This is a genomic window from Martinezella sp. CNPSo 3795 (assembly GCF_057784475.1).
This window is the reverse complement of record NZ_JBXSOQ010000024.1, coordinates 1-24,650: the sequence shown is the minus strand read 5'-3', so window position 1 is coordinate 24,650 and position 24,650 is coordinate 1. Positions and strand designations below refer to the sequence as shown.

Genomic DNA, 24,650 nt, shown 5'->3' with positions numbered 1-24,650 from the left:
ACGTGGCTGGGCGCATATCGGTGTTTTGCGCGCACTCGATGAAGCCGGCATTGCAGTCGGCATGATTGCCGGTACGTCGATCGGCGCCCTCGTTGGTGGCTGCTATCTTGCAGGTAAGCTTGACGAGCTTGAGGCCTTCGCGCGTTCGCTGACCATGCGGCGCATCGCCAGCCTGCTTGACCTCACTATCGGCGGAAGCGGATTGTTCGGCGGCATGCGGCTCACCAAGCGCATGCAGGAACATCTGGAAGGATTATCCATCGAAGATCTCGACCGCCCCTTCGTGGCCGTCGCGTCGGAGTTGAACACAGGCCATGAAGTCTGGATTGCCAACGGCTCTCTCATCACTGCGCTCAGGGCATCATATGCCCTGCCCGGCATCTTCGAGCCGGTACGCTCCAACGGCCGTACGCTGGTCGATGGCGCCCTGGTCAATCCGGTGCCGGTTTCGGTCTGCCGAACTTATGAACAGACGTTGGTGGTTGCGGTAAACCTTCACTATGATCTCTATGGCCGGTCCGCGGTGGTCAAGCACAATGTCGGCTCGCCCAACGGCGATCTGCTGCGCCGCGAGGATGCGCCCGCCATGAAACTTGGCATGACGGGTGTCATGGTGCAGGCTTTCAACATAATACAGGACAGAATTGCGCGTGCGCGCCTTGCCGGCGATCCGCCCGATCTGGCGTTGCATCCGCGCCTCAGCGATATCGGCCTTTCGGAATTTCATCGTGCTGGCGAAGCAATAGAACGCGGCTATGAGGAAGCATCGGCAAGATTGACCGAGATCCGGCGCATGCAAGAAGCCTACGCGCGTTAAGCCTTGAAAAACGCAATCGGCGCTTTGCTGGGAATTCAGGCCGTTGCTTACCGCAGGCGATCCACCGCGCCGATTGCTTCGGTCACGCCGAACCGCTTCTTACCCGGCGATATAGGCCTTGATCTGCTCGGCCTCGAGTTCGATCTCACGGATGCGCCATTTGACGACGTCGCCGATGGAGATGATGCCGGAAAGCTTGCCTTTCTCCTCAACGGGAACGTGACGGAAGCGGCGCATCGTCATCAGTTCCATCAATTCGTCGGTCGTCGTATCTTCCTTACAGCGATGCACCTTGGCCGTCATCATCGATGCGATCGGCTTGTCGAGGCATTCCTGCCCCTGCTTGGCAACGGCATTGACCACATCCCGCTCGGTGAAGATGCCGGAAATCTTGCCGCCCGGTCCGACGACGACGATGGCGCCGATGCGATTCTCATTGAGAATCTTCGCGGCCTCGGCAACGGTCGTATTACCGCCCGTCGTCACGACGTCGCGGCCCTTGGCTTCAAGTATGGCCTTTACGGAAACTGACATTCGATCCTCCCATCTCGAAAGCATGATGAACACCTGAAGCGTCCGATATGTTCCGAAATTACCCCCGGAGCTCAAACCGGCGCCTCGCCCGTCGGTCGGTCGATCTCCTCATCCCACGACCGACGGATAGCAATGGTGCGCCTGTGTCAGTAAGAAAGCAACAGCTCATTCATCGAGTGGTAAAGCTTCCTGAGCTTCCACGGGCGGCTGCCGGTCGAAGGGTGCAAAAAGCAGGAATCCGAACAGAAATCCGCCAATGTGAGCATCCCAGGCCACCGGCTGCGAACTGTCGCCCGCAAGATTGATGCCAAAGGCGACGAGTGCATTACCGGCGACCCACATGACGGTATAGGCGACGACGGTACGGCTTCGAAGCGACTCCAAGATGCTGAGGCGCGGATTGAGATGCGCCTGCCGCATGGAAACTCTGCGACCGTCCATGGCCGGAAACGCAAAGCGGCAAGCTGCCCCCATCAGCGCCGAGACGACTCCGGATGCACCGATCAAAAGCGTCTGGTCTCCCCAATAAAGCGCTGCATGCAGGAAGGCGGAAGCGGCGGACGAAAAAATCCAGAAAATCACATAGCGCAGCGCGCCGATGCGTCGCGCCACGGGCGCAGCAAAGACCATCAGCCAGAGACTGTTGAAGACGATATGCTCGATCCCGCCATGCAGCAGCGAATAGGTGACCGGCGTCCAAAGCCATTCCAGCCCCTGCTGCGACAAGGGAAAGGCATAGCGGGCCGGGATGAAGCTGAATGCGAAATAAATCCAGTTCAACGTATCGTCCGACCACGAGGGCAGGTTCATGACCGCGAAGATGACGATCAGAACAGCAAGACTCGCCAGAATCGCGGGAGGCAGATTGAAGGCGGGCACATGCTGCTGCGGCCGCGGATTTTCCGGCTCTGGGCGCGGCAGCTGTTCATCGTCCATGTCTTGCTCGGTTTATCGATAGAGCAATTCCAGGAAAAGTGCGAAGCGGTTTTTCGTCCGGAATTGCGTAAAACAAAGGGATGGAGCGTTTTCGCGATTCGAAGAAAAGCGGAAAGGCTCCAGAGGTCTTCGACACATACCGCAGCAAAAATCAAAAAAAAAGCCGCCCGCAGTATGGGGCGGCGCGCCGGGATGCTCCTCTCCGGATTGGACCACGCTGGTCCGTCCGGCGCCCGGGAAATTCGTGCTGAAGGTCACTTGGTGAAGTGATGAACAAAGCCTTACACCGACCATCGGGCGGAGCAAGCGAAACCCCTTGTTAACCCTAATGGCCCGGTTCTGGCATGGAATTCGCAACGGTGGAGTCGAGGGCAATGAATGCCTTTGTATTTGAAATGAAATGGGACACGGACGCATTATGCGCCAGAAGACGAGCATCGATATATTTACCTATTGGGAGCATATACGCGGCAACGCTGATGCCCCCTTGCGCAATTTGATACAGCCATCGGCGATCGGACATATTCTTCCCGAGCTGTTCATCCTGGAAAACACCGCCGACGACAATCCCCGCTTCCGTCTGGCCGGTACGGCGATCTGCAACCTCATGGGGCGCGAGATTCGCGGCGAGAATTTCGCGGCGCTCTGGGCTGGCAGCCAGCAGGACGATCCGGTGCACATCGCCGCCGGCGTGATGAGGCACGTGGTTCCCGCATCGATCCATGCAACGGGATATTGCATCAGTGGCCGCAGCATGACCTTCGAGCTGATATTGCTGCCGGTTCGAACATCGAGCGACACTTGCGACAGACTGCTCGGCTGCCTCACGCCCACCGTTTACACGACATGGCTCGGCAATGAGCGCCTGGAATTTCTGGCGCTGGACCGCAGCCGCCTGCTTCGCGACCGCCCCGTCCGGCTCGTGAATGCGCCGCCGCATCCCGATCCGACAGATCTTCTGCCGCATCAGCGAAGCACCAGCCTGGGCGAATGGATGCGCCGAAAGTTAATTCAAGCAAAAAATGGGCGCGAGAGAGCTGGAATTGACCCAGCTCGGAACAAAATCGACGATCATCTCTAAGCCATGCCTTGGGAAAGACAACCTTACTTTAAGGAGTTGCGGCTAATAGTTGGAAGAGACGCAATAGGGTTCAAGACGCTTCATGCACTCATTCCAACCGGCCCATGCGACGCGGCCCAACCAAATGACAGGCAATGCTGTTCGCAATGATCAGCGGACCTTTCAACGGGTTCCGATCAATATGCAGGGTCGCCTGATGCTGGCTAATTACGAGGAGTTCGAGTGCCTGGTCACCGAGATGTCGCCGGGCGACCTTCATGTCACCTGCCTGGGACGTCCGCGCGCCGACGAGCGCGTTGTCGCCTATATCGATCACCTTGGCCGCGTTGAAGGCAATGTCGTTGCCGTCGATGGCCGCGGTTTCACCATGTCGATCAATGCGACCGAGCGGAAACGCGAAAAGCTTGCCGCCCAATTGACCTGGCTTGCCAACAAGCACGAACTTGGCCTGCCGGAAGATCGCCGCCATGATCGCCTGACGCCGCGCAACACCCGCTGCGAGCTTACGCTCGACGACGGTACTCAATATGTCTGCCGCATCATGGACCTCTCGCTCTCGGGTGCCGCGGTCGATGTCGAGATACGCCCCACGATCGGGACGCCGGTGCGCCTCGGCAATATGCGTGGCCGCGTCGTTCGCCATTTCATGGAGGGCGTGGCGATCGAATTCCTTTCGCTGCAGTCGCGCGAGACCTTGCGCGAATTTCTCTGATATTGTCATCCTCCTGTCACGCGGCGTCGCGAAACAGCGATGCCTGTCTTCTTCTCAACGCGTGACGGCAAATGCTTTACCCGGATACAATTCCTTTTGACGAAGGCCTGCTTGAGGTCGGTGACGGCCAGCGGATTCATTGGACGCAATCAGGCAACCGGCAAGGAAGGCCTGTCCTTATCCTGCACGGCGGTCCGGGTTCAGGAAGTTCGGCCGGAACGCGACGTTATTTTGACCCGCATTACTATCGAATCATTCAGTTCGACCAGCGCGGCTGCGGTGACAGCCTTCCGCATGCGTCGGAACCGGCGATCGATCTCTCGGCCAACACGACATGGCATACGATTGCCGATATCGAGCAATTGCGGTTGCGTCTCGGCGTTGAAAGCTGGATCCTATTCGGCAATTCCTGGGGCTGCACGCTTGCGCTCGTCTATGCCGAAACCCATGCGCAACGGGTGGAAAGCTTGCTCCTCGTCGGCATTACCATGACGAGACAATCGGAAATCGATTGGCTCTATCAAGGTCTTGGCCGGTTCTTTCCGGAGCAATGGGCACGCTTTCGCGCTGCCGTGCCCGAAGAGGATCGCGACGGTGATCTCGTCGCTGCCTATTATCGCCTCCTGCTTAACCCAGATCCCGCAATCCACGTGAGAGCTGCAAGAGACTGGCACGAATGGGAGGGCGCCTCGATCCTGATCGATCCGCGCGAGACCCTCCCATCTCGGTGGTCCGATGCTCGCTATCTGACGGCCCGTGCCCGGATCATCACCCACTACTTCCACCATCTGGGCTGGCTCGAGGAACGGCAGATCCTGCGCGACATCCATCGGCTCGCCGGTATCCCCTGCACGATGATTCAGGGCCGTATGGATCTCGAGGCGCCGCTGGTAACCGCCTGGGAATTGTCGCAAGCATGGCCAGAGGCGGAACTGGTGATCGTTGCGAACGCGGCCCACTCGCCGGCCGTCGCGGAGATGGCTGCCGCGATCATTCGCACAACCGACGGGCTTCGCCCCAACGGCCGACAATAAAAATCAAAAATATTTTTTGAGCCGGCTTTCCCAAAATGGGACAGATCGAGGTTCTTGCGGTCATTTCCGGCACTCGGCAGGCCTATCGCGAGGTGGGCTCTGTATCAATACAACACGGTTGGTGCCCAAATCTGCACCCGGACGTTAACGATCCTCATTGTTGAAAACCGTTCCGAAACAGCCGGATACCAGACTCTCGCTTTGCTGCACTTCATACCAAAATTCCTCAAATTTTAATCGAATTTGCCGCAAACTTGAATCAAGTTTTCTGCGTGTTTTATGAGAATTTTCTCCAGATTTGATTCAACTAAGCCATTAATTTAACTGCGCAATTTTGCGTCAGGTAAAATCACGCGTGTCATTCTGATCCCAATAAAACAGGGACAGGGACATGAACTTTCAAATCGCACTTCGCGGCCTTGCCGCTCTGGCGCTTTCCGCTCTTGGCTTCTTCGGTGCGGCTCAGGCGGCACCCGCCAACATGACGATAACAGGCGACGCTGCTCCTCCGATCGGCCATTACGAATTCTGCAAGGAAAATCCGCGGGAATGCGCCTATTCCGGTGGCGATGCAGGGCCGATGATCCTCAATGAGGATAGCTGGAAGACGATCCTGAAGGTCAATTACACGGTCAATACTACCATCAAGCCGATGACCGATATGGAGCTTTACGGCGTTGAGGAAAAGTGGGCGATCCCGACCACCGCCGGTGACTGCGAGGATTTCGCGCTCCTGAAGCGCAAGCAGCTCATCGATGCCGGCTTCTCGCCTTCCGATCTGCTCATGACCGTCGTGCTGCAGCCGAACGGTGAAGGCCATGCCGTTTTGACCGTCCGCACGGATCGCGGCGATTTCATTCTCGATAACATGCGCAACAAGGTGAAGCTCTGGTCCGAAACCGAGTATACCTTCCTCAAGCGCCAGTCCGCCGACCACCCGGCTCGCTGGGTCAAGATCCAGGATGGCCGCGCCGTCGCAGTCGGCAGCTTGAAATAAGCGTTCTTCACACAGGATCATCGGCGACCTAGCGTCGATGGTCAAAGTCAGAGGCCCGGTCTCGTCCCCTGATTTCTGTCCAGGCCGGTGCCTCTGAGCCGTTCCCACTGTCCCAGGGAACGGCTCTTTTTCGTTTAATGAGTGGGCCTAAAGCTAAGGCTGAAAATACCCGGAGAATTTAAGTGCGCCATTAGCATGGCTTGCGACACATATTTAACCGTCGGTTAACCATCGTGGCGCCAATCATCATTTCCAACGAGACTCAAAAAAGTCAGGCGCCGCGAGGCTTTGCCGTCGATGATGGCGACCTGAGCGGAAGGAAATGAAGGCAAGAGTATGGCTCCTCCTCTGTCATCCGCCGCAATGATCGAAGAAAGACCGCTGATATCGAGCGGCTTTGTCTATCGGCTCACGGCCGGTGTCGCCGTTCTGGCAGCCTTGACCGTAGCCATATCCGTTGGTGGACACTGGCTTGGTGAGAAAATTTCGCTGGCAGGGCATACGACGGATACCAAGCTCATCTCTGTCACGATCGGCGACGACACAATGCGTCTGGCTGCAAACACCATTCGCTTTCCGAGCGAGCGTTCGGACGGTATGGCCGAACGTGTCGATCTCTATCTGACCTGGCCGCAGATGCAGGGCTATAGCGAAGCCGATCGCATGCGTTTCGACGATATCTCGCAATCGTCCTCACTGATCTTCCTGCAAATCAGCCAGAGCACGATGTCCCATGACATGTCCGGCCGGCTCGGTCCGATCTATTCGCAACTGATGGATGGGGCGGCCTATGCCGGCCCCTTCGGCCTGACCGCACATCGGCTTCGTGCGGATGCCGGCTACAACGACGAAATCCTTCTGACGGCGCCGCGGCCTGACGAGACCGATTACGTCGTGCGCTGTCTCCTGCCCTCCTCGCCCACGCTGGCAACCAGCGGCGATTGCCAGAGAGACATCAAGGTCGGTAAGGATTTGAGCGTTCTCTACCGCTTTTCCAGCAATCAGCTGGGTGACTGGCGCGCCATGGATGCGGCCGTCCAGAACTTCGTCAAAACGCGTCTTGTGGATAATGCCGTACCTGCGACGACAGCTGTGGGCGGCCGCTAAAATGGCGCAGAAACATGAAACCAACTGTTCATCATAAACCGATTGGTAACGCTAAGCCTCTACTGTCGAACGGAATGGCCGTTCATGGAGGCGGCGGCCGGATAATCGAGTATGTAAATGCAAGCAGAGAGTGATTTAGTGTCCAGATCCATTCTTTCCGTTTCGTCGTCTCAAACCGGTAAGATTCTGGCGAGAGCGCTTCTTGGTTTTTCGATCGCAACGGCGACGGTCGCGGTGACTGTCATTGACGCGAGCGCGGCCGGTCCGAAATATGCGGGCATCGTCATCGATGCCAATACCGGCAATGTTCTCTACAGTGAAAACGCCGACACGCTGCACTATCCGGCCTCGCTGACCAAGATGATGACGGTCTATCTGACCTTCGAAGCACTCGAAGCTGGCCGCATCACCCTCGATACCCCCGTCGTGTTTTCGAAGAACGCTGCAGCACAGGCTCCCACCAAGCTCGGTATTGGCGCCGGCCGCTCCGTGACTGTTCGCGAGGCGATTCTCGGCATCGTCACGAAGTCTGCCAATGACGCCGCAATGGCGCTTGGCGAAATGCTTGGCGGTTCGGAGGAAGGCTTTGCCCGGATGATGAACGACAAGGCGCGGGCGCTCGGCATGACGCGCACGACCTATCGTAACCCGAACGGCCTGCCGAACACAGCGCAGATGACGACGGCGCGCGATCAGGCCCGCCTTGGCATCGCCTTGCGCGAGCATTTCCCGGAATATTACGGTTTCTTCTCCGAAACGAGCTTCCGGCTGGGCAATCGCACGATCCTCGGTCACAATCGCCTTGTGGGCTCCGTGCGTGGCGTCGACGGCATCAAGACCGGTTACACGCGTGCCGCCGGCTATAATCTCGCAACCTCCGTGAAAGTCGATGGTCGCTCCATCGTCGGTGTCGTCCTTGGCGGCGCTTCGACGCCGGCTCGTGACAACCAGATGCGCAAGCTGATCGCTGACTATCTGCCTAAGGCATCGACAAAGCATATTGATTCCAATGTGATCGCACAGGTCCCGGCCGTAACGCCCAATGTGCAGGCAGCCAGCGCACGCATGGCAGATATCAGCCGCGCAAAGATCAAGAATGACGGGACGACCGAAGTCGCCGATTCCAATCCTTCCAGTGCGGCGGCCTTCGCAGCGGTAACGCGGCAATCTTCCTCCTCCAATCCACTGCTTTCGGCGAAACCGGAGTCCGTGAAGCGGCCAGCCTATGACGAAACGGCCTCCGCCGGATCGTCGGACAATGCCGATGAGGATGAGATCGATACCGTAACGACCGCATCAACCTCCAAGAGCGATACGAAGCTCGCAAAGCTGCAGCGGACCGAAAAGACAGAGAAGGTTGCAAAAGCAACCAAAGCCGAGCGCGGGCCGACTGGCTGGGTCGTGCAGATCGGCATTTCCTCCAGTAAGGATGGCGCAACCGACCTGCTTGATACGGCTAAGACCAAGGGTGGCAAGGCGCTGCGTTCGGCAAAGCCCTATACAGTCGCCTTCGATGGCGGTTACCGCGCCCGTTTTGGTGGTTTCGAAGATCAGAGTGAAGCGGTGAATGCCTGCAAGGCGCTCAAGCGAGCCGGCGTCAAGTGCTGGGCGAGCACGGAATAGGAATGTGGCCGGTGTTTTCGCGCCTCATGATCTGAAGATTGGTCGGGCCTTTTGTTTCGCCCGATCTTCCGGTTCCGAATGTCAAACGGGCCGGCCCTGAGTTTGTAACGTGTACGGGGTTTTGAAATGGCAATGAACGAGAACTTTCCCGGTTTCTCGCTCGACGGCGGGGGCAAGATGAAACCGAAGGGCTTTGCTCTTCATCCGCTGCATGAGGCGGCGATGCGGCTAGCGGACCTAGGTCTCAGCCGTTCGCGTTCGCGCAACAAGACGAAAGACCTGATCGGCATCCTGCTTTGCCATGGCGCACGCGCCTGGCGTTATTCGCAGCCGGAAGCGCATATTCATCTGCACATCACCGCCCCGACCGGCCGTGCGCCGATCATGATGCGACTGCGTTAAAGCAATCCGAGTTCGGAAAGTTCCCGCCGTAGATCGGCGGGCAATTCGGCTGCCGCGCCGAGACTGTCGAGATCGCGCGGCACGTCGTCCTGCGGCAGATACCGCCAGCCCTGAAATGGCCGCTTCGGCTGCCCTGTCGTCTCGACAACGCTCGGGTCGAGAATAAGCCGGCAGCGCTGAATGCCGTCCGCGTCGGTGAAGGTTTCGATGCCAAGCAATTTCTGCCGCGCCTGCACCTGCCCTTTGATCACCCAATAAAGCGAACCGCCGTCCAACAGCTCGTCTACCCGTTTCGGCACCATGCGCGTCGTGTGGGTTGTATGCGGCTCGAGCCCAGCAGCAATGGCGTTCATTGCTCGCTCGGAAACCCATTCGCGCAGATCATCCAGCGAATCCGCGCCCACGCACAATTTAATGAGATGCAAAGCCATAATGCCGTTGAAGTCCTTTTGACCGGCAGCGTCAAGCTTTTCACTGCGGACATCCACAGAGTGGGTAACATCACCTGAAAGCGCAAGAGGTGATTCTCGGAGGCGATTATGGGCGGTGCATCGGATTACCCGGCCAATGAGTGGACAACAGTGGATGATCCCGGCCGGTTCGGCTGGTCCAGCACTGCTCTCGCGAACGCCTACCGTTATGCGCAGTCGATCGGATCGTCCGCGATCATGATCGTGCAAGATGGCTTGATTATGAGCTCGTGGGGTAAGATTGCCGACGTGACCGGCATCGCCTCCATGCGCAAAAGCCTGTTGAGCGCATTGATTGGCACGCACGAGATCGAGGGCACGATCGATGTGGCAATGACTCTGGCCGAACTGGATATCGATGATTGCGAACCGGCGCTGACACCGAAAGAGAAGCAGGCGACGATCGCTGATCTTCTGATGTCGAGGTCGGGTGTTTATCATGCCGCCGCCGACCAGGACCCGGCCCTTTTGCCTCCACGAGGTATCCATGCTGCCGGAGAGCAATGGTTTTACAACAATTGGAGCTTCAATGTCCTGGGCGTCATCCTCCAGCAACTGAGCGGCGTTCCAATTGCCGAGGATTTTTTCCGTCGTATTGCGATCCCGCTTCAGATGCAGGATTTGCGGCCGGAACACTTCTATTTCAAGACGATTCCTCAATCGATACATCCTGCCTATAAGATCAGAATGTCCGCGCGTGACCTGGCGCGCCTGGGCGTGCTTCTGGCGAATGACGGCCGATGGCGCGATGCGCAAATCATTCCGGCGGAATGGATCAGCAGAAGCATCGCGCCTTATACGGATCTCGAGCGAGGTGCAGGTTTCGGCTATAGCTGGTGGATCGGGCGATACGCATTGCAGCCGCTAACCGCATCCGACGGCGAAGTTGTCAAAGACAAGCCATTCTACTGGGCATCCGGCATGGGAAACCAATATCTCATGGTGTTTCCGGACTTAGCGACGGTCCTGGTTCACAGAGTAAGCGACACCAATAATGGGCCGAGCAGCGCTCAAATCGAGCAATTGCAAACCATGCTTTTGGGAAGCCGCGTGGCCGGCATCCCCCTCACCACGCCTATAAGCAAATGATCTACTCCCAAGATCGGGCTTCGACCTTGGGCCACATCAGCATTCCACGACATTGACGGCGAGGCCGCCAGTCGAAGTTTCCTTGTATTTCTCGCTCATGTCGTGACCCGTCTGGCGCATGGTTTCGATGCAGGCGTCGAGTGGTACGAAATGCTGGCCGTCGCCCTTGATCGCAAGCGAAGCGGCAGTGACCGCCTTGACCGCACCAAGCGCGTTACGCTCGATGCAAGGCACCTGCACCAGGCCGGCGATTGGGTCGCAGGTCATGCCGAGGTGATGTTCAAGCGCGATTTCCGCGGCATTCTCGATCTGCTCCGGCGTCGCCCCCATGACAGCGGCAAGTCCCGCAGCCGCCATCGCGGCCGCCGAGCCCACCTCGCCCTGACAGCCGACTTCGGCGCCTGAGATCGAGGCGTTGTGCTTGATGATGCCGCCGACGGCGGCGGCGGTCAGAAGATAGTTGCGAATGCCGTCCTGATCCCAATCCTCGTGGAAATGCTGATAATAGCGGATCGTTGCCGGAATGACGCCGGCCGCTCCGTTGGTCGGCGCGGTGACCACGCGGCCGCCGGCCGCATTCTCTTCATTGACGGCCATGGCGTAGACGCTGAGCCAGTCATTGGCGAGCAGCGGATTGATGCGGTTGCTGCGCCATTCTTCCTGCAATTTATCATGGATGGCACGCGCACGCCGGCGCACCTTCAGGCCACCAGGCATGATGCCATCGACCTTGAGGCCACGATCGATGCAGCTGCTCATGGCCGCCCAGATGCGGTCGAGGCCGGCATCCAGCTCTTCGGCGCTCATATGCGTCTCTTCATTGGCGCGCTTCATCTGCGCAATCGAAAGGCCGGAACGCTCGGACATTTCGAGCATCTGCTTGGCACTGGCGAAGGGGAACGGAACACGCTCGCCGGCTGGGGCAGGCTTTTTCCGGTCGGCCTTCATCTGCTCCAATTCTGTATCGGTGACGACGAAGCCGCCGCCGACGGAATAATAAATGCGCTTGACCAGTAGGCGCTCGTCCTTGTCGAAGGCGGAGAAGCTCATGCCGTTGGCATGACCGGGCAGCGGCACCTTCTTGTCGAAGATGAGATCTGTCTTGGGCTGGAATCGATAGGCCGGATGGCCTGGCGGCGTGATGCGCCCGCTGCGCTCCACTTCGTCGATAATGGCATCCATATGATCGGGATCGACGCTATCAGGCTTCTCGCCCATCAGGCCGAGAATAACCGCCCTGCCCGTGCCGTGGCCAATGCCCGTGTGGGCGAGCGAGCCATGCAGGCTGACCTTGATCGACTCGACATGCACATTCGAAGACGGACGCGGCCATTCGTTCGAAAGAACGAGGTCGAGGAAGCGATTCGCGGCCGACATCGGCCCCATCGTGTGCGAGCTGGACGGTCCCACACCGATCTTGAACACATCGAAAACTGAGAGAAACATGGACCTTTGGTGCCTCCAGGCAAATCGATTTCCGGCAAGGCTACGCTATCGGGGCAAGCTTGCACGGCGATTGGCCGACATCGGATTTCATGGCAGCGACATTACATATAGGCATTCGGGGAAGCAAACAGAAGGCCATTGCACGCAGCCCGCGCTGCGCTACAGTCCACATCGGATTGATCTGGAGAATCTCCCTTTATGACGACTGCCGACTATGTCGCCCTCGCCCTCTTCATCCTTCTCTGGGTCGCGCTGAACTGGATCGTCAGCAGCGCCAGCTTCTTCAATCGTACAAGCCTGACGCTGGCAATGAACGAGCGTCGCCGCGAATGGATCTACAACTCCCTTCGCCGCGACCTGAAGATGATCGACACACAGATCCTCTCAGGCCTGCAGAACGGCACCGGCTTCTTCGCCTCCACCTCGATCTTCGCCATCGGCAGCTGCTTTGCGTTGCTCGGCGCCACCGACAAGATCAATGCCTTCTTCTCCGACATGCCCTTCATCTTCAACGGCGGCCGGACAGCTTTCGAAATCAAGGTGGCCGGGCTTGCCTGTCTCTTTGGCTATGCCTTCTTCAAGTTCGGTTGGGCCTATCGCCTATTCAATTACTGCACCATTCTCTTCGGCTCCCTGCCGATGCTGGAAGATGCCATTCGTGATCCCGTGCGTGCCGAACGCGCCGCAGAGCGGGTCATCCGCATGAACATCATCGCGGCCCGGAATTTCAACTCCGGCCTACGGGCCATTTTCCTGTCAATTGGCTATCTCGGCTGGTTTCTGAGCCCTTACGTTTTCATGGTCACGACCATGTTCATCATCATCGTGCTGGTCCGCCGGCAGTTTTTTTCCGATGCCCGTCTGGCCATTATGGATAGCGATGTGCCATGACATGCTCGCGCTGTCTCAAGCGGCGCTCGTGATCTGAGTTCATGCCTGGAAGGACCCGCCAATGGTCGCTATCGCCGAGAGTGCCGATGCACCGCAAAAGACGCCCCGCATCGGCATTCTGGACACGGCGCGCGGCGTCGCACTCCTGGCCATGGCAAGCTATCACTGCACCTGGGATTTCGAGTTCTTCGGCTATCTCGATTCCGGCACGGCGGAAACAGGCTGGCTGAAGCTTTATGCCCGCGCGATCGCCAGCACCTTCCTGTTTCTGGCAGGATTCAGCCTCGTGCTTGCGAATACGCCGGAGATTCGCTGGCGGTCTTATTGGCGGCGGCTGGGCATGATTGTCGCGGCGGCCGCTGCGATCTCTCTCGTCACCTTCATCGGCATGCGCGAGGAGTGGATATTCTTCGGCATCCTGCACAGCATCGCGGCGGCGAGCCTTATCGGCCTCCTGTTCCTGCGCTTGCCGGCATTTGTGACGCTTCTGGTTGCAGTATTGCTCACGGTGGGCATTGTGATCGACAACGTCGTCGCGCCGCTGTCGCTGCATTCGACGTTCTTCGATGCGCCGTGGCTATGGTGGATCGGGCTTTCGGAAAACATGCAGCGTTCGAACGACTACGTGCCGCTCTTCCCGTGGCTGACGCCATTCCTGTTCGGCCTCGGCGTGGCGCAATTGGCGACATCTCTTAGCTGGCTTAAATGGTTGGCAAAATTCGGCCCCGGCAGCAATCTCATTGCCCGGGCCGGTCGGCACAGTCTGATCTTCTATCTGCTGCACCAGCCGGTGCTGTTCGGCCTCGTCTACATTTTGTCACTGGTCGCACCGGCTCCGCCTCAGGACGCGACCGTCGGCTATATCAGGCAATGCGTGGCCTCCTGCACCCGGTCGGGCAGCGAATCCATGTGCCGCAGCTTCTGCCAATGCACACTCGATAAATTACAAGCCCAGAATCTTTTCAAACCATTGGAATCCGGGGCGATCAAAGCAGATAGCGATGAACGTGTAAGCCGAATCGCGATACAATGTACGGATGAAGCGCAATGACAGGGTTATTCTATGAATGCCTATCGTTCGAAGTCGCTGAGTTTTCCGTGGCCGCCGCTGCTCTATAGCCTCGCCGTAATGGCAGCGCTGTATCTGCAGCGGGTGCATGCCTTGCCGTTGCCCTTTGTCTGGGCTCTTGTTTCTTGGGTGTTTGGCGCGCTTCTGACCACCTTCGCCGTGACGCTGAACGTTTGGGCCGTCAAGACGCTCCTAGAGCGCCGCACGACCGTTCTGACGCAGCGCTGTACGGCGCATCTGGTGACGACTGGCCCCTTTCGCTTCACCCGCAACCCGACCTATCTCGGCTATACCTTGCTGACCGCGGGCCTCGGCCTGCTGATCGGCAATCTCTGGTTCCTGGCGATGGCAGCCGTGGCGGCTGCCTTGACGACATTACTCGTCATCCGTTGCGAAGAGATGCATCTCCTCTCGCGATTCGGCTGTGAGTTCGAATTCTATTGCAAGCGGACGCGCCGCTGGCTTTGACAAGCTGAAGGCCTGGTCGCGATCACGTCCCGACGCCAATTTCGGCGAGACGTCCAAGGCAAGCTTCTTCGACATTGTCGAGTTCGCTCAGCGTATCGTCGATATCCTTGCGCTTTTGGCGCAGCTCATCGCGCTTCTCATCGACGCGCTTCATCAGCAGCTTGAGCTGACCGATCTCGCCCGGAGGCTCTTTATAGACCTGAATGATCTCGCGAATCTCGGCAATGGTGAAGCCGATGCGGCGGCCGCGCAGGATTTCCATGATCAGACGCCGGTCGGCCGGACGGAATAGGCGCGTACGGCCTCTGCGCTCAGGGTGGATGAGACCCTCGTCCTCGTAGAACCTCAAGGTCCGGGTCGAAACCCCGAATTCCCGAGTGAGCTCCGTTATGCTATAGTATCCGTCGACCAAGAATCCGCCCCTATCTGCTGCCCATGATAATATTGACTTTTACGTAATAGTCAATTTTCGCGGGTTGCAGTCAGTTCCCGACCCGCCAGTGCCGCCCAAAACCACAGGCTCGCAAGCCCTGACAAGGCAAAATTCCTCGTAAATTCGATGGGAACGGTCATAAAAGCAGAGGACGCCTCAGCCATTCGATGCACGAATCATGCGATGGAGGTTCGAATGGCGGAATGCGGTGATTGCATCTTCAACGATGGCAGACGTCATTCGGCTAGATGGCCTCCGGCTCGATTGAAATCGATGTAAAACAAGTGGATGATGGAAAAAGCTCATAGGGAAAGCGCAGCCATCGGGACGGTGGCATTGCAACCACCTTCCCCTTATTCTGGCAGCCTCCTACCTATGTCTTCCATCCGTAGAGAGCACCATGTCGCCTCGCCCCATCATCCGCTTTCCCGATCCGCTACTACGAACCGCCTGCGCTGCTGTCACCGCCTTCGACGACGATCTGCAAGCGCTCGTCACCGACCTGCTGGATACGATGCGGGCTGCGCCCGGCGTTGGCATCACCGGCCCGCATATCGGCGTCCTCAAGCGAGTCGTCGTGATTGAACTCAGCCGCGAGGATGGCGTGCGCACCTATATCAATCCGGAAATCCTATGGTCGTCGCCGGAAACCATGCGGCATACGGAGGGCAGCGTTTCCATGCCCGGAGTGACGGAAGAGATCGTCAGGGCGAAATCGATCCGCTTTCGCTATCGGGATGTCGCCGGCGAGGCCCATGAAGCGGAGGCGGACGACTTTCTGGCTATTTGCATCCAGCACGAGATCGACCAGCTGGACGGCATTTTCTGGCTGCAGCGGCTTTCCAAGCTCAAGCGCGATCGGCTTGTCAAAAAATGGGAAAAGATGCGGGCTTGATGTCCATAAAAGGAAACGGGCGCCCAAAGGCGCCCGCTCCGTAATCGCTTGGCTTCGCAATCAGCCCTTGAGCTTGGAATTGCAGAGGCTGTAGTAGCCGCCGCCCTTCTGAATCCACTTCAGACCGCCGAGCGAATTGCTGGTCTTGGCGGCGTTGTATGCATCGACGCAGGTGTGGAAGCGGGCTTTGCCGGGCGTCTCGGTAGCATATTTGGGGTCGACCTTTGCCGGGAAGGTTACGCCAGCTGGCGCAGCCGTCGTCGGCTTTGCCGGTTCGGCTGCCGGCGGCTTCGTCGCGTCGGGCTCGCTGGCATCGACCTTGGCAGCCGCAGTGGTCTTCGCCGGCTTGGCAGGCGTCGTAGCCGCTGGTGCGGTGGCTGCGGGAGCGGTAGTCGTAGTGGCGCTGGCGTCCGCACTGCACTGCGTTGCGCGGAAGTCATTCCACTTCTGGCCATTCAAGGTACCAGCGGTCTTGGCCGCCTGGTATTTGGCGCTGCACTCTTTCATGGTTAGCGCAGAAGCCGAAGAAGCGAGGCCCATCGAGCCTACAACTGTGAGAGACGCAAGAGACATCAACAGGATGGCACGACTTGTCATTGGCATATCCTCCGCTCTATGACGAATGTCGAAACTATTAATCGTATCGTCCATATCGATTGTCAATCGACGCGCGATCTGGGGGCGACGGAAGACACCATATGCGGACGAACATGAACGCAAACTGTACAAAAATAGCCATCGAAAAGAGTGGCTTGGCTGGGCTGACAATCCTTGATGGCGGTTCGCCGGCGCGCTGAGTGCAGCTGGAGGTAGAAAGAGACCGCAACCCCGATCTGGCACATTGATCGGCATGATTCTGCTATTCGCAGGTCAGCGATGCGCTTGGGCTGCAATAGCACTCATAACGGGGAGCCGGGCAGGTTGCGGTCGCGAGGCTGAAATCCTGGCAATTGCATTGGACGTGAAACTGTTGATCTGCCGTTGCGGATGTCGCGCTGTAGATCGAAAAGCCGGTGCCGATATCGGCCGGACGAGACCCGACGCTGAAGGAATAGGTCGAAGCTGCGCTTTGCGGCGGCGAGTTATTCTGCTGACCCCACGCCATCAATGGAAGGCAGAGCACACCGAAGATGGCAAGCAATAGCCTTGACGACGATTTGGCCATATCTCGCGCCCACCTTTCCTACTGGCACATCAGATAAGCGTGCGGAACGCAGGTGCATGCGTAAGATTGGGTCGGGCACGTCATGTCCTGCAATGTCCGGTCGTCGCAATTGCACGTTACGAAATAGGATGAATTGTTCGGCATCTTCAGAATGCTCGAGGTGGAATAGCCGCTGCCAAGATCCGCGCGCCGATAGCTGAAGCTTGAAGCCGAATTCTGGGCATTCTGGTTACCGCCGGCGGTCTGCGCCATGACCGGCAAGACGGACACGGTAAGGAGGAGTAGCGCCTTGAAGCCTGTCTTCCAATAACGGGTCACGCCAAAAACGGCTCTCATTGTCCTTACTCCATTCTGCAGTTTTGTTTGGGAATGAACTCTAATTTCGGAATGTTTCTTCCGTTTCTCCGTCTGTTGCTAAACCTTTCTGCCCGCAATTTTCAGCCATGAGATGAACGGAACGTCGCCGGTGCCGCGTCTCGGCACAATGGTTGGGAAAACCCCTGTGGCTTACGTCCGACCCCTTGCCGACGATATCACCACCGCGCGGAGGGAAAAAGTCGTTAGGACCCTATCAAAGGCTGACGGCGATCACGGTTTCGCGAAGAATAGGAGCGATTGTGGGAGGGATACAACCTATCCTGAAACTTGGACCTTGAAGTGCAGACGCATCGCCCTAATTTCATTAGTGCAGTTCCCCTCTCTGTGCCCTGGATGCTCTCCCTTCCAGGGCATTTTTCTTTTGTGGCACTTTTCTTGTCGAGCCGGGCATGCGGTGAAAACGGACCATCGCACCAAATGATTCGCAACGGCTCCCAAATGGGCGTAAGCTGTCCCCACCGTTGGCTACCGAACCCGTAGGCGCCATCGGCTGAGAGAGACGACGCGCTCTCGCCTGCAGAGGTCAAGGAGTTACCCGCATGACCTCGCATGATAATCACGACAATATCTTGAGCGATCAGAAACTGCATGATCTTCTCAGGGCAGAAGACAAAATAGATCTTTTGGAAAAATCGAAACGGCGCGCTTTGGATGAATGGGAAGTGCCCGTGCCAGAGGATGCCGAACAGCTTTCCTTGTGAGGTATGGCGGCTTTTTCGCAGTAGATCGGACAGGTCGTTTGACCTGTCCTGCTTAGCGCTGGAATTCCGCGCAGCATCCTGGATCGCCTTCCGGCGATCACCGATTGGCTTCACGCGTCATTGATCGTTTCGCCGAAGACTTGTTCAAACGCCTCGCGGAGACGGATATCGACATCCGCCATCATGACCGGCAGGCCAAGATCGACGAGGCTGGTGACGCCATAAGCCGAGATTCCGCAAGGAATGATGCCAGTGAAGTGCCCGAGATCGGGGTCGACGTTCAGCGAAAGGCCGTGAAATGTCACCCATTTGCGCACACGGATACCGAGGGCTGCAATTTTGTCCTCCGCCAAGGTACCGTCTGCAAGAATCGGCTTCTCCGGGCGCCTGACCCATACGCCGACCCGATCTTCTCGCCGCTCGCCACGTACATTCATCGAATCAAGCGTGCGAATGATGACCTCCTCGAGCGCGCCGACGAAGGCGCGGATATCCTGCCGCCGACACTTCAGGTCCAGCATGACATAGGCCACTCGCTGACCTGGCCCGTGATAGGTATATTCTCCGCCGCGTCCGGTCGCAAAGACCGGGAAACGATCCGGTTCGATCAGATCGGCGGCATTGGCGCTGGTGCCTGCGGTATAGAGTGGCGGATGCTCGACCAGCCAAACGAGCTCCGGCGCCCGTCCCTCGGCAATCGCGGCCACTTCCGCCTCCATCGTGGCTACGGCCTCCTCATATGGCACGAGGCCGTCGCTGATCCGCCAGCGGACGGGCGGCGTGCCTTGAACGGGAAACATTTGGTGAGAAAGTTCGGTGCGAAGCATATGGCAGTCCTTTGCGCGCCGCGCCGGCCGCATATGTGGAAAACTTGCGTGCCGACGGGTTGTCCACATATGGCGCTATTCGGGCGGGAATTCAAACATGTAAGGCGTTTCCGCCGCATCCGGACCAGCTCGATCGGGCGAGCTGTGAAGGAATTTAAAAAAACTGACATATCGCTCTTGTGCCCCCCGAATGCTTTTGCTACATGCAGCCGCGCCGGAGCAATCTGGCCTACCACGATGCGGTCGTGGCGGAATTGGTAGACGCGCAGCGTTGAGGTCGCTGTGGGGCAACCCGTGGAAGTTCGAGTCTTCTCGACCGCACCAAGAACCCGGCTTTGGCCGGGTTTTTTGTTTTTGAAACAATACCTAGCCAGCTCTTGTTTCAGCGTGACATTATCTGACATGCCATCGTCCGCCCGCGGACGACACGCGAACCGATCAAAGCGTCGGGGATATTGCGGTGCCGCCCCGTTACCCAAACAAATTGCTCACGAAATTTATGCCAAGAGGTAATTCACCTACTCTGATGGGCCGGAACAGCCGTCGTATTTCCATGGTCACTTGACTTCGGGCTCCTCTCTGGCACCGTGAACTTCTTCAGATATGGGGAAGATGAATGACGCCGGAACGCTTTTCAGAATGCCTTTTGCATATACGCTGGACGCCCATCAATCTGGCGAGCGCTCTGCAATGCGACCTGTCATGGGTGGAGGCGCTGGAAGCTGGAAATGCCAAAGTCCCGGAAGGGTTGGCGGAATGGCTGGAAACTCTAGCGCAATGCCATGAGAAAGCCGGCGTTCCAACCACTTATCGCGGCCGCGGACACGACTGAGATTGAGGGATACGAGCCCGGAGAACGAATGACAGCTCGAAACAGCGGATAACTCATTCCAACGGAGGGATTGGAGATGAATGATGATTTTCGCTTGAAGCTTATTAAAATCAGAGGCGAAAAGATCGCCCATCGCAACGAACTGCTGGCGATGAAGATGCAGGGCGCAAATACCAAAGGGGCTGGCCAGGATATCGATCTCGACGGCATGATCGCCCGCGAACAGCTCGCGATCGATAATCTCGACGATACGATTGCCCGTCTCAGTTAGAGCAATTCCAGGAAAAGTGCGTAGCGTTTTTCCGTCCCGAATTGAAAGAAAACAAAAAGATAGAGCGGTTCGGGGATTCCATGAAAAGCTGAGCCTCTCAAGAGAAGTTCAGCGCAGCGCCATGAATGTTAAAGGTCGCCACGCTCAATGCGCCACATCCTTGCTGAGATTGCGTAGCCTGATCTGATGGTCGAGGCGTTCAAGCTGGTTTGTCGTCGCCTCGATCAGCCGGCCGATCTCCTGATAGGCCGTCCGAAGCCGCGAAAGCTCGTTCCTGACAGCTTCCAGCGCGCGTTCGTCGCTGTCTTCTCCCGGCCCATCACCAGATCCCGTCATCAACCATGCCGGAGAAACATCGAAAAGCGCCGACATTTTCGCCAGAGCGGAGGGATTGGGTTCAGCCCGATCGGATTCCCAGGCGAGCATCGTCTCCTCGCTGACGCCAAGCTGCCCAGCGAGCGTCTTGAGACTGATTCCCGCTGCATCGCGCGCCATGGACAAGCGCCCTCCAAGCGTATCACCGCCTTCATCCGAAAAAACGGTCGTCTCTTGTTCTGGTTTGAACATCGGTGCGATCCCTTTCCTGGTTGCGCCGGCAGTTTTGTGCCGCGCATTCATGTTTTAGCTGTTTCCAAAGCTCCAGATAGGTCTAAGGGCGTCATCTCGCCATGGCGATCTGTCCCAATTGGAAAAGTCTGACACTTTTCGCTGGCTGTCGGCGAGACTTGCAGCTCGCTCCTGATCGCGCCTTGATTGCATGCTTTTCCTGTGTTTGATGTTCGTGCATGTCCATCTCTCCCGCCGTTTCCACACAGCAAAATCCGCTTAGAGGCATGGCGATCATGGCAAGCGCCATGATCCTGTTGCCGACGATGGATGCGATCGCCAAATACATGGCGAGCTTCGAAGGCATGTCGCCGGGCCAGGTGACCTTCTATCGCTTCTTCTTTCAGCTTGTGTGCATGCTGCCGCTGCTCGCGACCGCAACCGGACGGTCAGCCTTTTCGGCAAAACGCCCCTGGATGAATCTGCTGCGCGGCGCGCTCCATGGCGCTGCGAGCCTGCTCTTCTTCGCCGCGGTCAAATACATGCCGCTTGCCGATGTCTTCGCGATCTATTTCGTCGAGCCTTTTATACTGACGGCGCTTTCTGCTCTGTTTCTTGGCGATAAGGTCGGCTGGCGGCGATGGCTGGCGATCGTTATCGGCTTCGGCGGCGCAATGATCGTGATTCAGCCGAGTTTTGCGATCTTCGGATTGAAGGCGCTGCTGCCGGTCGCCTGCGCTTTTCTCTATGCGCTGTATCTCTTCATGAACCGTGCCGTCGGTGAGGCGGATTCGCCGCTGACGATGCAGATCATGGCGGGTCTCGGCGGCACCGTCTTCATGGCCCTGGCTCTGCTTGCCGGCTCCTCAGCCGGTATTGCAGATTTTGAGCCGTCCCTGCCCGGCTCGACGCTTGGACTGGCGCTCCTGCTGATTCTCGGGTCGATATCGGGCTACGCGCATATGCTTGTCGTCAGAGCCTTCCGGCTGGCGCCCTTGTCCCTACTCGCTCCATTTCAATATTTCGAGATCATCTCCGCCACCGTCCTCGGCTACGCGATCTTCGACGATTTCCCCAATCTTTCCAAATGGATCGGCATTGCGATTATCGTCGGCTCCGGCCTCTTCATCATCTGGCGGGAGCGTATGCAATCGAGATTGGAAAAAACGACGTAGGCGCAAACATGTTGCGCATGGACCGGGCGCGCAATTTATGGCTAAAACACTGACTGAATAGGGTATTTGGGCGGAGATTGCATGTTCAAGAAAATCCTGATCGCCAATCGTGGCGAGATCGCCTGCCGCGTCATCAAGACCGCGCGACGAATGGGCATCCTTACGGTCGCCGTCTATTCCGATGCCGATCGGGATGCTCTGCATGTCGAAATGGCCGATGAATCCGTGCATATCGGCCCAGCTCCCGCAGCCGAAAGCTATCTCCTCGCCGACAAGATCATCGCTGCCTGCAAGCAGGCAGGCGCGGAAGCGGTTCATCCAGGCTACGGTTTTCTCTCCGAGCGCGCCTCCTTCTGCGCGGCGCTGGAGAAGGAAGGCATCGTCTTCATCGGCCCGAAGCCAAAGGCGATCGAAGCCATGGGCGACAAGATCGAATCGAAGAAATTCGCCAATGCCGCCAAGGTCTCCACGGTTCCGGGCTATCTCGGCATCATTGATGATGCCGATCACGCAGAAAGGATCGCTGCCGAGATCGGCTATCCCGTGATGATCAAGGCGTCCGCCGGCGGCGGCGGTAAGGGCATGCGCATCGCCTGGAGCAAGGACGAGGTGCGCGATGGTTTCGAGCGCGCCCGTTCGGAGGCGAAAAGCTCGTTCGGCGACGACCGCGTCTTCATCGAGAAATTCGTGGTCGACCCCCGGCACATCGAGATCCAGGTGCTGGCCGATGCCCATGGCAACGTTGTTTATCTTGGCGAGCGCGAATGCTCCATCCAGCGCCGAAACCAGAAGGTCGTCGAAGAAGCACCCTCGCCGTTCCTTGATGAAGCAACACGCAAGGCCATGGGCGAGCAATCCGTGGCGCTTGCCAAGGCCGTCGATTATCAAAGCGCGGGCACGGTCGAATTCATCGTCGATCGCGACAGGAACTTCTATTTCCTCGAAATGAATACCCGCCTGCAGGTAGAGCATCCGGTAACGGAGCTGGTAACCGGCGTCGATCTCGTCGAGCAGATGATCCGCGTTGCGGCCGGCGAAAAATTGCCGTTCAAGCAATCGGATATCAAGCTCAACGGCTGGGCGATCGAAAGCCGCTTGTATGCGGAAGATCCTTATCGTAACTTCCTGCCCTCGATCGGCCGTCTGACGCGCTATCGTCCGCCGCGCGAGGGTAAGACGGAGAAATCGGTCGTGCGCAACGATACCGGCGTCTTCGAAGGCGCCGAAATCTCCATGTATTACGATCCGATGATCGCCAAGCTCTGCACCTGGGCTCCGACGCGGCTGGAGGCGATCGAGGCGATGGGTGAGGCACTGGATGGGTTTGTCGTCGATGGCATCGAGCACAATATGCCGTTCCTCTCGGCATTGATGAAACATCCGCGTTGGCGCGAAGGCCGCCTCTCCACGGGCTTCATAGCCGAGGAATATCCCGATGGCTTCGCGCCGGCGACGCCGGACGAGGACCAAACCGCTTTGCTGTCGGCAATCGCCCTTTCCTGCAGCCTCATCGAATCCAACCGCCGTGAACGCTATGGCGACCGGCTGCGTCCGACCGCCGCGCCGCTGCGGGAGAGCTGGGTCGTCAAGCTCGGTGCCGACTATCTGCCTGTGACATTGCTTGAAGGCGTGGTGACCATTCCCTTCGAGATGGACATGCAGATCGGCGCCCAAACCGTAACTGTCGCAACCGACTGGCGTCCCGGCGACTCGGTATGGGTCGGCACCATCGACGGCCGCAAGCTGACGGCCCAGATCCGCACCGTGCTCAATGGTCTGCGCATCGATTGGCAAGGCATTTCCGTCCGGGCCAGGGTGTTCACGCCGCGCCAGGCCGAGCTCGACAAGCTGATGCCCGTCAAATTGCCGCCGGATACGTCGAAGCTGCTGCTCTGCCCCATGCCGGGCCTAGTCGTGGCGATTGCCGTTGCCGAGGGACAGGAAGTCAAGGCGGGCGAAACGCTGGCCATCGTCGAAGCAATGAAGATGGAAAATGTCCTGCGCGCTGAACGCGATCTGGTCATCGGCAAGATCAACGCCAAGCCGGGCGAAAGCCTCGCCGTCGACGCCGTGATCATGGAATTCGCCTGATCGAGAAGCTTCGCCATCGCGGCCATATGGAAAAGCTTGCGTGGCGATTGCTCGGCCAAAACATGATAATTGCGACGCTAAGTGTCTGATTTTGGCTTGAGCCGCCCCGTGCGCCCATGCCAATGTCGCGCGGACCAAATCATAGCAAGAAGGGATGAGATCATGGACGTAAGAGCAGCGGTCGCGGTTGCGGCTGGCAAGCCGCTTGAGGTGATGACGGTTCAGCTGGAGGGGCCGAAGGCCGGCGAAGTGCTGATCGAGGTCAAGGCGACCGGCATCTGCCATACCGATGATTTCACCCTCTCGGGTGCCGATCCGGAAGGCCTATTTCCGGCGATCCTCGGCCATGAGGGTGCCGGCATCGTCGTCGATGTCGGCCCGGGAGTGACCTCGGTGAAGAAGGGCGATCACGTCATTCCGCTCTATACGCCCGAATGCCGCGAATGCCCGTCGTGTCTCTCGCGCAAGACCAATCTCTGCACCGCGATCCGCGCGACCCAGGGCCAGGGCCTAATGCCGGACGGCACCTCGCGCTTCTCGATCGGCAAGGACAAGATCCATCACTATATGGGCTGCTCGACCTTCGCCAATTATACCGTGCTGCCGGAGATCGCCGTCGCCAAGGTCAATCCCGACGCCCCCTTCGACAAGATCTGCTAT

At 58.0% G+C, this 24,650-nt stretch carries 29 protein-coding genes and 1 tRNA gene; 20 read left to right on the top strand and 10 right to left on the bottom strand.

Annotated features, from left to right (window positions below):
* Window positions 1-817 (top strand): patatin-like phospholipase family protein (locus AC13QY_RS31710; protein WP_488494554.1); only part of this gene is annotated, 817 nt, incomplete at its 5' end.
* 99 nt (window positions 818-916) lie between these two features.
* On the opposite strand, the gene AC13QY_RS31705 is transcribed toward AC13QY_RS31710, so the two are convergent.
* Both AC13QY_RS31705 and AC13QY_RS31700 read right to left on the bottom strand, forming a co-directional pair.
* Entirely contained in the window at window positions 917-1,351 is a 435-nt protein-coding gene (locus AC13QY_RS31705; RefSeq protein ID WP_015339966.1) for a CBS domain-containing protein, read from the bottom strand.
* Between the two features lie 165 nt (window positions 1,352-1,516).
* Window positions 1,517-2,287: a rhomboid family intramembrane serine protease gene (locus tag AC13QY_RS31700; protein ID WP_488494553.1), complete on the bottom strand. Its 771-nt coding sequence runs from the start codon at window positions 2,285-2,287 to the stop codon at window positions 1,517-1,519.
* A gap of 418 nt (window positions 2,288-2,705) precedes the next feature.
* On the opposite strand from AC13QY_RS31700, the gene AC13QY_RS31695 reads away from it, so the two are divergent.
* The 7 genes from AC13QY_RS31695 to AC13QY_RS31665 all read left to right on the top strand — a co-directional run bounded on the left by AC13QY_RS31695 (window position 2,706) and on the right by AC13QY_RS31665 (window position 9,243).
* Complete coding sequence (locus AC13QY_RS31695) at window positions 2,706-3,368, top strand: PAS domain-containing protein (protein WP_233788708.1); 663 nt, start codon at window positions 2,706-2,708, stop codon at window positions 3,366-3,368.
* An 82-nt stretch (window positions 3,369-3,450) separates the two neighbouring features.
* Window positions 3,451-4,080, top strand: coding sequence for a PilZ domain-containing protein (locus tag AC13QY_RS31690; RefSeq protein WP_095434944.1), 630 nt, complete (start codon window positions 3,451-3,453; stop codon window positions 4,078-4,080).
* Window positions 4,081-4,151: 71 nt separating this feature from the next.
* Entirely contained in the window at window positions 4,152-5,114 is a 963-nt protein-coding gene (gene pip / locus AC13QY_RS31685; protein WP_113355698.1) for a prolyl aminopeptidase, read from the top strand.
* Window positions 5,115-5,505: 391 nt separating this feature from the next.
* Entirely contained in the window at window positions 5,506-6,111 is a 606-nt protein-coding gene (locus tag AC13QY_RS31680; protein WP_113333845.1) for a transglutaminase-like cysteine peptidase, read from the top strand.
* A gap of 336 nt (window positions 6,112-6,447) precedes the next feature.
* Window positions 6,448-7,218: a hypothetical protein gene (locus tag AC13QY_RS31675; protein WP_113333844.1), complete on the top strand. Its 771-nt coding sequence runs from the start codon at window positions 6,448-6,450 to the stop codon at window positions 7,216-7,218.
* Window positions 7,219-7,335: 117 nt separating this feature from the next.
* Entirely contained in the window at window positions 7,336-8,841 is a 1,506-nt protein-coding gene (locus AC13QY_RS31670) for a D-alanyl-D-alanine carboxypeptidase (protein WP_152096119.1), read from the top strand.
* Window positions 8,842-8,967: 126 nt separating this feature from the next.
* Window positions 8,968-9,243: a hypothetical protein gene (locus AC13QY_RS31665; RefSeq protein WP_069612243.1), complete on the top strand. Its 276-nt coding sequence runs from the start codon at window positions 8,968-8,970 to the stop codon at window positions 9,241-9,243.
* On the opposite strand, the gene AC13QY_RS31660 is transcribed toward AC13QY_RS31665, so the two are convergent.
* Entirely contained in the window at window positions 9,240-9,674 is a 435-nt protein-coding gene (locus tag AC13QY_RS31660; protein WP_092715857.1) for a DUF1489 family protein, read from the bottom strand. The genes AC13QY_RS31665 and AC13QY_RS31660 overlap by 4 nt on opposite strands.
* 108 nt (window positions 9,675-9,782) lie before the next feature.
* Between AC13QY_RS31660 and AC13QY_RS31655 the strand changes: the two genes are divergently transcribed.
* The gene (locus AC13QY_RS31655) at window positions 9,783-10,802 is read left to right on the top strand and encodes a serine hydrolase domain-containing protein (RefSeq protein ID WP_488494552.1); all 1,020 of its coding nucleotides are present in this window, start codon (window positions 9,783-9,785) and stop codon (window positions 10,800-10,802) included.
* Between the two features lie 36 nt (window positions 10,803-10,838).
* Here AC13QY_RS31655 and AC13QY_RS31650 read toward each other — a convergent pair whose 3' ends face one another.
* Entirely contained in the window at window positions 10,839-12,248 is a 1,410-nt protein-coding gene (locus tag AC13QY_RS31650; protein WP_069612245.1) for an L-serine ammonia-lyase, read from the bottom strand.
* Window positions 12,249-12,446: 198 nt separating this feature from the next.
* Here AC13QY_RS31650 and AC13QY_RS31645 point away from each other — a divergent pair, with 198 nt between their 5' ends.
* The 3 genes from AC13QY_RS31645 (at window position 12,447) to AC13QY_RS31635 (ending at window position 14,676) form a co-directional block, all read left to right on the top strand.
* Window positions 12,447-13,139 carry a DUF599 domain-containing protein gene (locus AC13QY_RS31645; RefSeq protein ID WP_069612246.1) on the top strand — a complete coding sequence of 231 codons (693 nt, stop codon included), beginning with the start codon at window positions 12,447-12,449 and terminating at the stop codon, window positions 13,137-13,139.
* Between the two features lie 61 nt (window positions 13,140-13,200).
* Complete coding sequence (locus AC13QY_RS31640) at window positions 13,201-14,190, top strand: heparan-alpha-glucosaminide N-acetyltransferase (RefSeq protein ID WP_113355701.1); 990 nt, start codon at window positions 13,201-13,203, stop codon at window positions 14,188-14,190.
* A gap of 12 nt (window positions 14,191-14,202) precedes the next feature.
* On the top strand, window positions 14,203-14,676 hold the full coding sequence (locus AC13QY_RS31635) for a methyltransferase family protein (RefSeq protein ID WP_113355702.1): 474 nt from the start codon (window positions 14,203-14,205) through the stop codon (window positions 14,674-14,676).
* A 22-nt stretch (window positions 14,677-14,698) separates the two neighbouring features.
* Here AC13QY_RS31635 and AC13QY_RS31630 read toward each other — a convergent pair whose 3' ends face one another.
* Entirely contained in the window at window positions 14,699-15,088 is a 390-nt protein-coding gene (locus AC13QY_RS31630) for a MerR family transcriptional regulator (protein WP_069612249.1), read from the bottom strand.
* 421 nt (window positions 15,089-15,509) lie between these two features.
* Between AC13QY_RS31630 and AC13QY_RS31625 the strand changes: the two genes are divergently transcribed.
* Window positions 15,510-16,004 (top strand): peptide deformylase, encoded by a 495-nt coding sequence (locus AC13QY_RS31625; RefSeq protein ID WP_113355703.1) that lies wholly within the window; start codon window positions 15,510-15,512, stop codon window positions 16,002-16,004.
* 60 nt (window positions 16,005-16,064) lie between these two features.
* Here the strand turns inward: AC13QY_RS31625 and AC13QY_RS31620 are convergent, their stop codons facing one another.
* The 3 genes from AC13QY_RS31620 to AC13QY_RS31610 all read right to left on the bottom strand — a co-directional run bounded on the left by AC13QY_RS31620 (window position 16,065) and on the right by AC13QY_RS31610 (window position 17,505).
* Window positions 16,065-16,601 carry a hypothetical protein gene (locus tag AC13QY_RS31620; RefSeq protein WP_083258154.1) on the bottom strand — a complete coding sequence of 179 codons (537 nt, stop codon included), beginning with the start codon at window positions 16,599-16,601 and terminating at the stop codon, window positions 16,065-16,067.
* A gap of 262 nt (window positions 16,602-16,863) precedes the next feature.
* On the bottom strand, window positions 16,864-17,169 hold the full coding sequence (locus AC13QY_RS31615) for a hypothetical protein (RefSeq protein ID WP_113355704.1): 306 nt from the start codon (window positions 17,167-17,169) through the stop codon (window positions 16,864-16,866).
* 18 nt (window positions 17,170-17,187) lie between these two features.
* Entirely contained in the window at window positions 17,188-17,505 is a 318-nt protein-coding gene (locus AC13QY_RS31610; RefSeq protein ID WP_113333835.1) for a hypothetical protein, read from the bottom strand.
* A gap of 581 nt (window positions 17,506-18,086) precedes the next feature.
* Here AC13QY_RS31610 and AC13QY_RS31605 point away from each other — a divergent pair.
* Window positions 18,087-18,248: a hypothetical protein gene (locus AC13QY_RS31605; RefSeq protein ID WP_162748898.1), complete on the top strand. Its 162-nt coding sequence runs from the start codon at window positions 18,087-18,089 to the stop codon at window positions 18,246-18,248.
* Window positions 18,249-18,358: 110 nt separating this feature from the next.
* On the opposite strand, the gene lipB is transcribed toward AC13QY_RS31605, so the two are convergent.
* Complete coding sequence (gene lipB, locus AC13QY_RS31600; RefSeq protein WP_113355707.1) at window positions 18,359-19,075, bottom strand: lipoyl(octanoyl) transferase LipB; 717 nt, start codon at window positions 19,073-19,075, stop codon at window positions 18,359-18,361.
* Between the two features lie 239 nt (window positions 19,076-19,314).
* Between lipB and AC13QY_RS31595 the strand changes: the two genes are divergently transcribed.
* From AC13QY_RS31595 to AC13QY_RS31585, 3 genes are all read left to right on the top strand, one after another.
* Window positions 19,315-19,399: transfer RNA gene (locus AC13QY_RS31595), tRNA-Leu, on the top strand.
* A 292-nt stretch (window positions 19,400-19,691) separates the two neighbouring features.
* Window positions 19,692-19,907, top strand: coding sequence for a hypothetical protein (locus AC13QY_RS31590; RefSeq protein WP_015339986.1), 216 nt, complete (start codon window positions 19,692-19,694; stop codon window positions 19,905-19,907).
* A gap of 76 nt (window positions 19,908-19,983) precedes the next feature.
* A complete protein-coding gene (locus AC13QY_RS31585) occupies window positions 19,984-20,178 on the top strand; it encodes a hypothetical protein (protein ID WP_113333833.1) in 195 nt (64 codons plus the stop codon).
* A 144-nt stretch (window positions 20,179-20,322) separates the two neighbouring features.
* Here AC13QY_RS31585 and AC13QY_RS31580 read toward each other — a convergent pair whose 3' ends face one another.
* Complete coding sequence (locus AC13QY_RS31580; protein WP_113333832.1) at window positions 20,323-20,745, bottom strand: helix-turn-helix domain-containing protein; 423 nt, start codon at window positions 20,743-20,745, stop codon at window positions 20,323-20,325.
* A gap of 218 nt (window positions 20,746-20,963) precedes the next feature.
* On the opposite strand from AC13QY_RS31580, the gene AC13QY_RS31575 reads away from it, so the two are divergent.
* The 3 genes from AC13QY_RS31575 to AC13QY_RS31565 form a co-directional block, all read left to right on the top strand.
* Window positions 20,964-21,899 carry a DMT family transporter gene (locus AC13QY_RS31575; protein WP_113355705.1) on the top strand — a complete coding sequence of 312 codons (936 nt, stop codon included), beginning with the start codon at window positions 20,964-20,966 and terminating at the stop codon, window positions 21,897-21,899.
* A gap of 81 nt (window positions 21,900-21,980) precedes the next feature.
* Window positions 21,981-23,990, top strand: a complete 2,010-nt coding sequence (locus AC13QY_RS31570) for an acetyl-CoA carboxylase biotin carboxylase subunit (protein ID WP_113355706.1) — start codon at window positions 21,981-21,983, stop codon at window positions 23,988-23,990.
* Window positions 23,991-24,152: 162 nt separating this feature from the next.
* Window positions 24,153-24,650, top strand: a 498-nt coding sequence (locus AC13QY_RS31565; RefSeq protein ID WP_488494551.1) for an alcohol dehydrogenase catalytic domain-containing protein, incomplete at its 3' end; no start/stop codon positions are given.

What these genes read in the sequence shown, in the direction of transcription:
- AC13QY_RS31705 (WP_015339966.1), bottom strand. Translation starts at nt 1,351, where the DNA reads ATGTCAGTTTCCGTAAAGGCCATACTTGAAGCCAAGGGCCGCGACGTC.
- AC13QY_RS31625 (WP_113355703.1), top strand. Translation starts at nt 15,510, where the DNA reads ATGTCGCCTCGCCCCATCATCCGCTTTCCCGATCCGCTACTACGAACC.
- AC13QY_RS31690 (WP_095434944.1), top strand. Translation starts at nt 3,451, where the DNA reads ATGCACTCATTCCAACCGGCCCATGCGACGCGGCCCAACCAAATGACA.
- AC13QY_RS31660 (WP_092715857.1), bottom strand. Translation starts at nt 9,674, where the DNA reads ATGGCTTTGCATCTCATTAAATTGTGCGTGGGCGCGGATTCGCTGGAT.
- lipB (WP_113355707.1), bottom strand. Translation starts at nt 19,075, where the DNA reads ATGCTTCGCACCGAACTTTCTCACCAAATGTTTCCCGTTCAAGGCACG.
- AC13QY_RS31700 (WP_488494553.1), bottom strand. Translation starts at nt 2,287, where the DNA reads ATGGACGATGAACAGCTGCCGCGCCCAGAGCCGGAAAATCCGCGGCCG.
- AC13QY_RS31615 (WP_113355704.1), bottom strand. Translation starts at nt 17,169, where the DNA reads ATGGCCAAATCGTCGTCAAGGCTATTGCTTGCCATCTTCGGTGTGCTC.
- AC13QY_RS31570 (WP_113355706.1), top strand. Translation starts at nt 21,981, where the DNA reads ATGTTCAAGAAAATCCTGATCGCCAATCGTGGCGAGATCGCCTGCCGC.
- AC13QY_RS31575 (WP_113355705.1), top strand. Translation starts at nt 20,964, where the DNA reads ATGTCCATCTCTCCCGCCGTTTCCACACAGCAAAATCCGCTTAGAGGC.
- AC13QY_RS31675 (WP_113333844.1), top strand. Translation starts at nt 6,448, where the DNA reads ATGGCTCCTCCTCTGTCATCCGCCGCAATGATCGAAGAAAGACCGCTG.
- pip (WP_113355698.1), top strand. Translation starts at nt 4,152, where the DNA reads ATGCTTTACCCGGATACAATTCCTTTTGACGAAGGCCTGCTTGAGGTC.
- AC13QY_RS31640 (WP_113355701.1), top strand. Translation starts at nt 13,201, where the DNA reads ATGGTCGCTATCGCCGAGAGTGCCGATGCACCGCAAAAGACGCCCCGC.
- AC13QY_RS31610 (WP_113333835.1), bottom strand. Translation starts at nt 17,505, where the DNA reads ATGAGAGCCGTTTTTGGCGTGACCCGTTATTGGAAGACAGGCTTCAAG.
- AC13QY_RS31605 (WP_162748898.1), top strand. Translation starts at nt 18,087, where the DNA reads ATGACCTCGCATGATAATCACGACAATATCTTGAGCGATCAGAAACTG.
- AC13QY_RS31670 (WP_152096119.1), top strand. Translation starts at nt 7,336, where the DNA reads ATGCAAGCAGAGAGTGATTTAGTGTCCAGATCCATTCTTTCCGTTTCG.
- AC13QY_RS31635 (WP_113355702.1), top strand. Translation starts at nt 14,203, where the DNA reads ATGAATGCCTATCGTTCGAAGTCGCTGAGTTTTCCGTGGCCGCCGCTG.
- AC13QY_RS31620 (WP_083258154.1), bottom strand. Translation starts at nt 16,601, where the DNA reads ATGACAAGTCGTGCCATCCTGTTGATGTCTCTTGCGTCTCTCACAGTT.
- AC13QY_RS31655 (WP_488494552.1), top strand. Translation starts at nt 9,783, where the DNA reads ATGGGCGGTGCATCGGATTACCCGGCCAATGAGTGGACAACAGTGGAT.
- AC13QY_RS31645 (WP_069612246.1), top strand. Translation starts at nt 12,447, where the DNA reads ATGACGACTGCCGACTATGTCGCCCTCGCCCTCTTCATCCTTCTCTGG.
- AC13QY_RS31650 (WP_069612245.1), bottom strand. Translation starts at nt 12,248, where the DNA reads ATGTTTCTCTCAGTTTTCGATGTGTTCAAGATCGGTGTGGGACCGTCC.
- AC13QY_RS31590 (WP_015339986.1), top strand. Translation starts at nt 19,692, where the DNA reads ATGACGCCGGAACGCTTTTCAGAATGCCTTTTGCATATACGCTGGACG.
- AC13QY_RS31585 (WP_113333833.1), top strand. Translation starts at nt 19,984, where the DNA reads ATGAATGATGATTTTCGCTTGAAGCTTATTAAAATCAGAGGCGAAAAG.
- AC13QY_RS31680 (WP_113333845.1), top strand. Translation starts at nt 5,506, where the DNA reads ATGAACTTTCAAATCGCACTTCGCGGCCTTGCCGCTCTGGCGCTTTCC.
- AC13QY_RS31580 (WP_113333832.1), bottom strand. Translation starts at nt 20,745, where the DNA reads ATGTTCAAACCAGAACAAGAGACGACCGTTTTTTCGGATGAAGGCGGT.
- AC13QY_RS31665 (WP_069612243.1), top strand. Translation starts at nt 8,968, where the DNA reads ATGGCAATGAACGAGAACTTTCCCGGTTTCTCGCTCGACGGCGGGGGC.
- AC13QY_RS31695 (WP_233788708.1), top strand. Translation starts at nt 2,706, where the DNA reads ATGCGCCAGAAGACGAGCATCGATATATTTACCTATTGGGAGCATATA.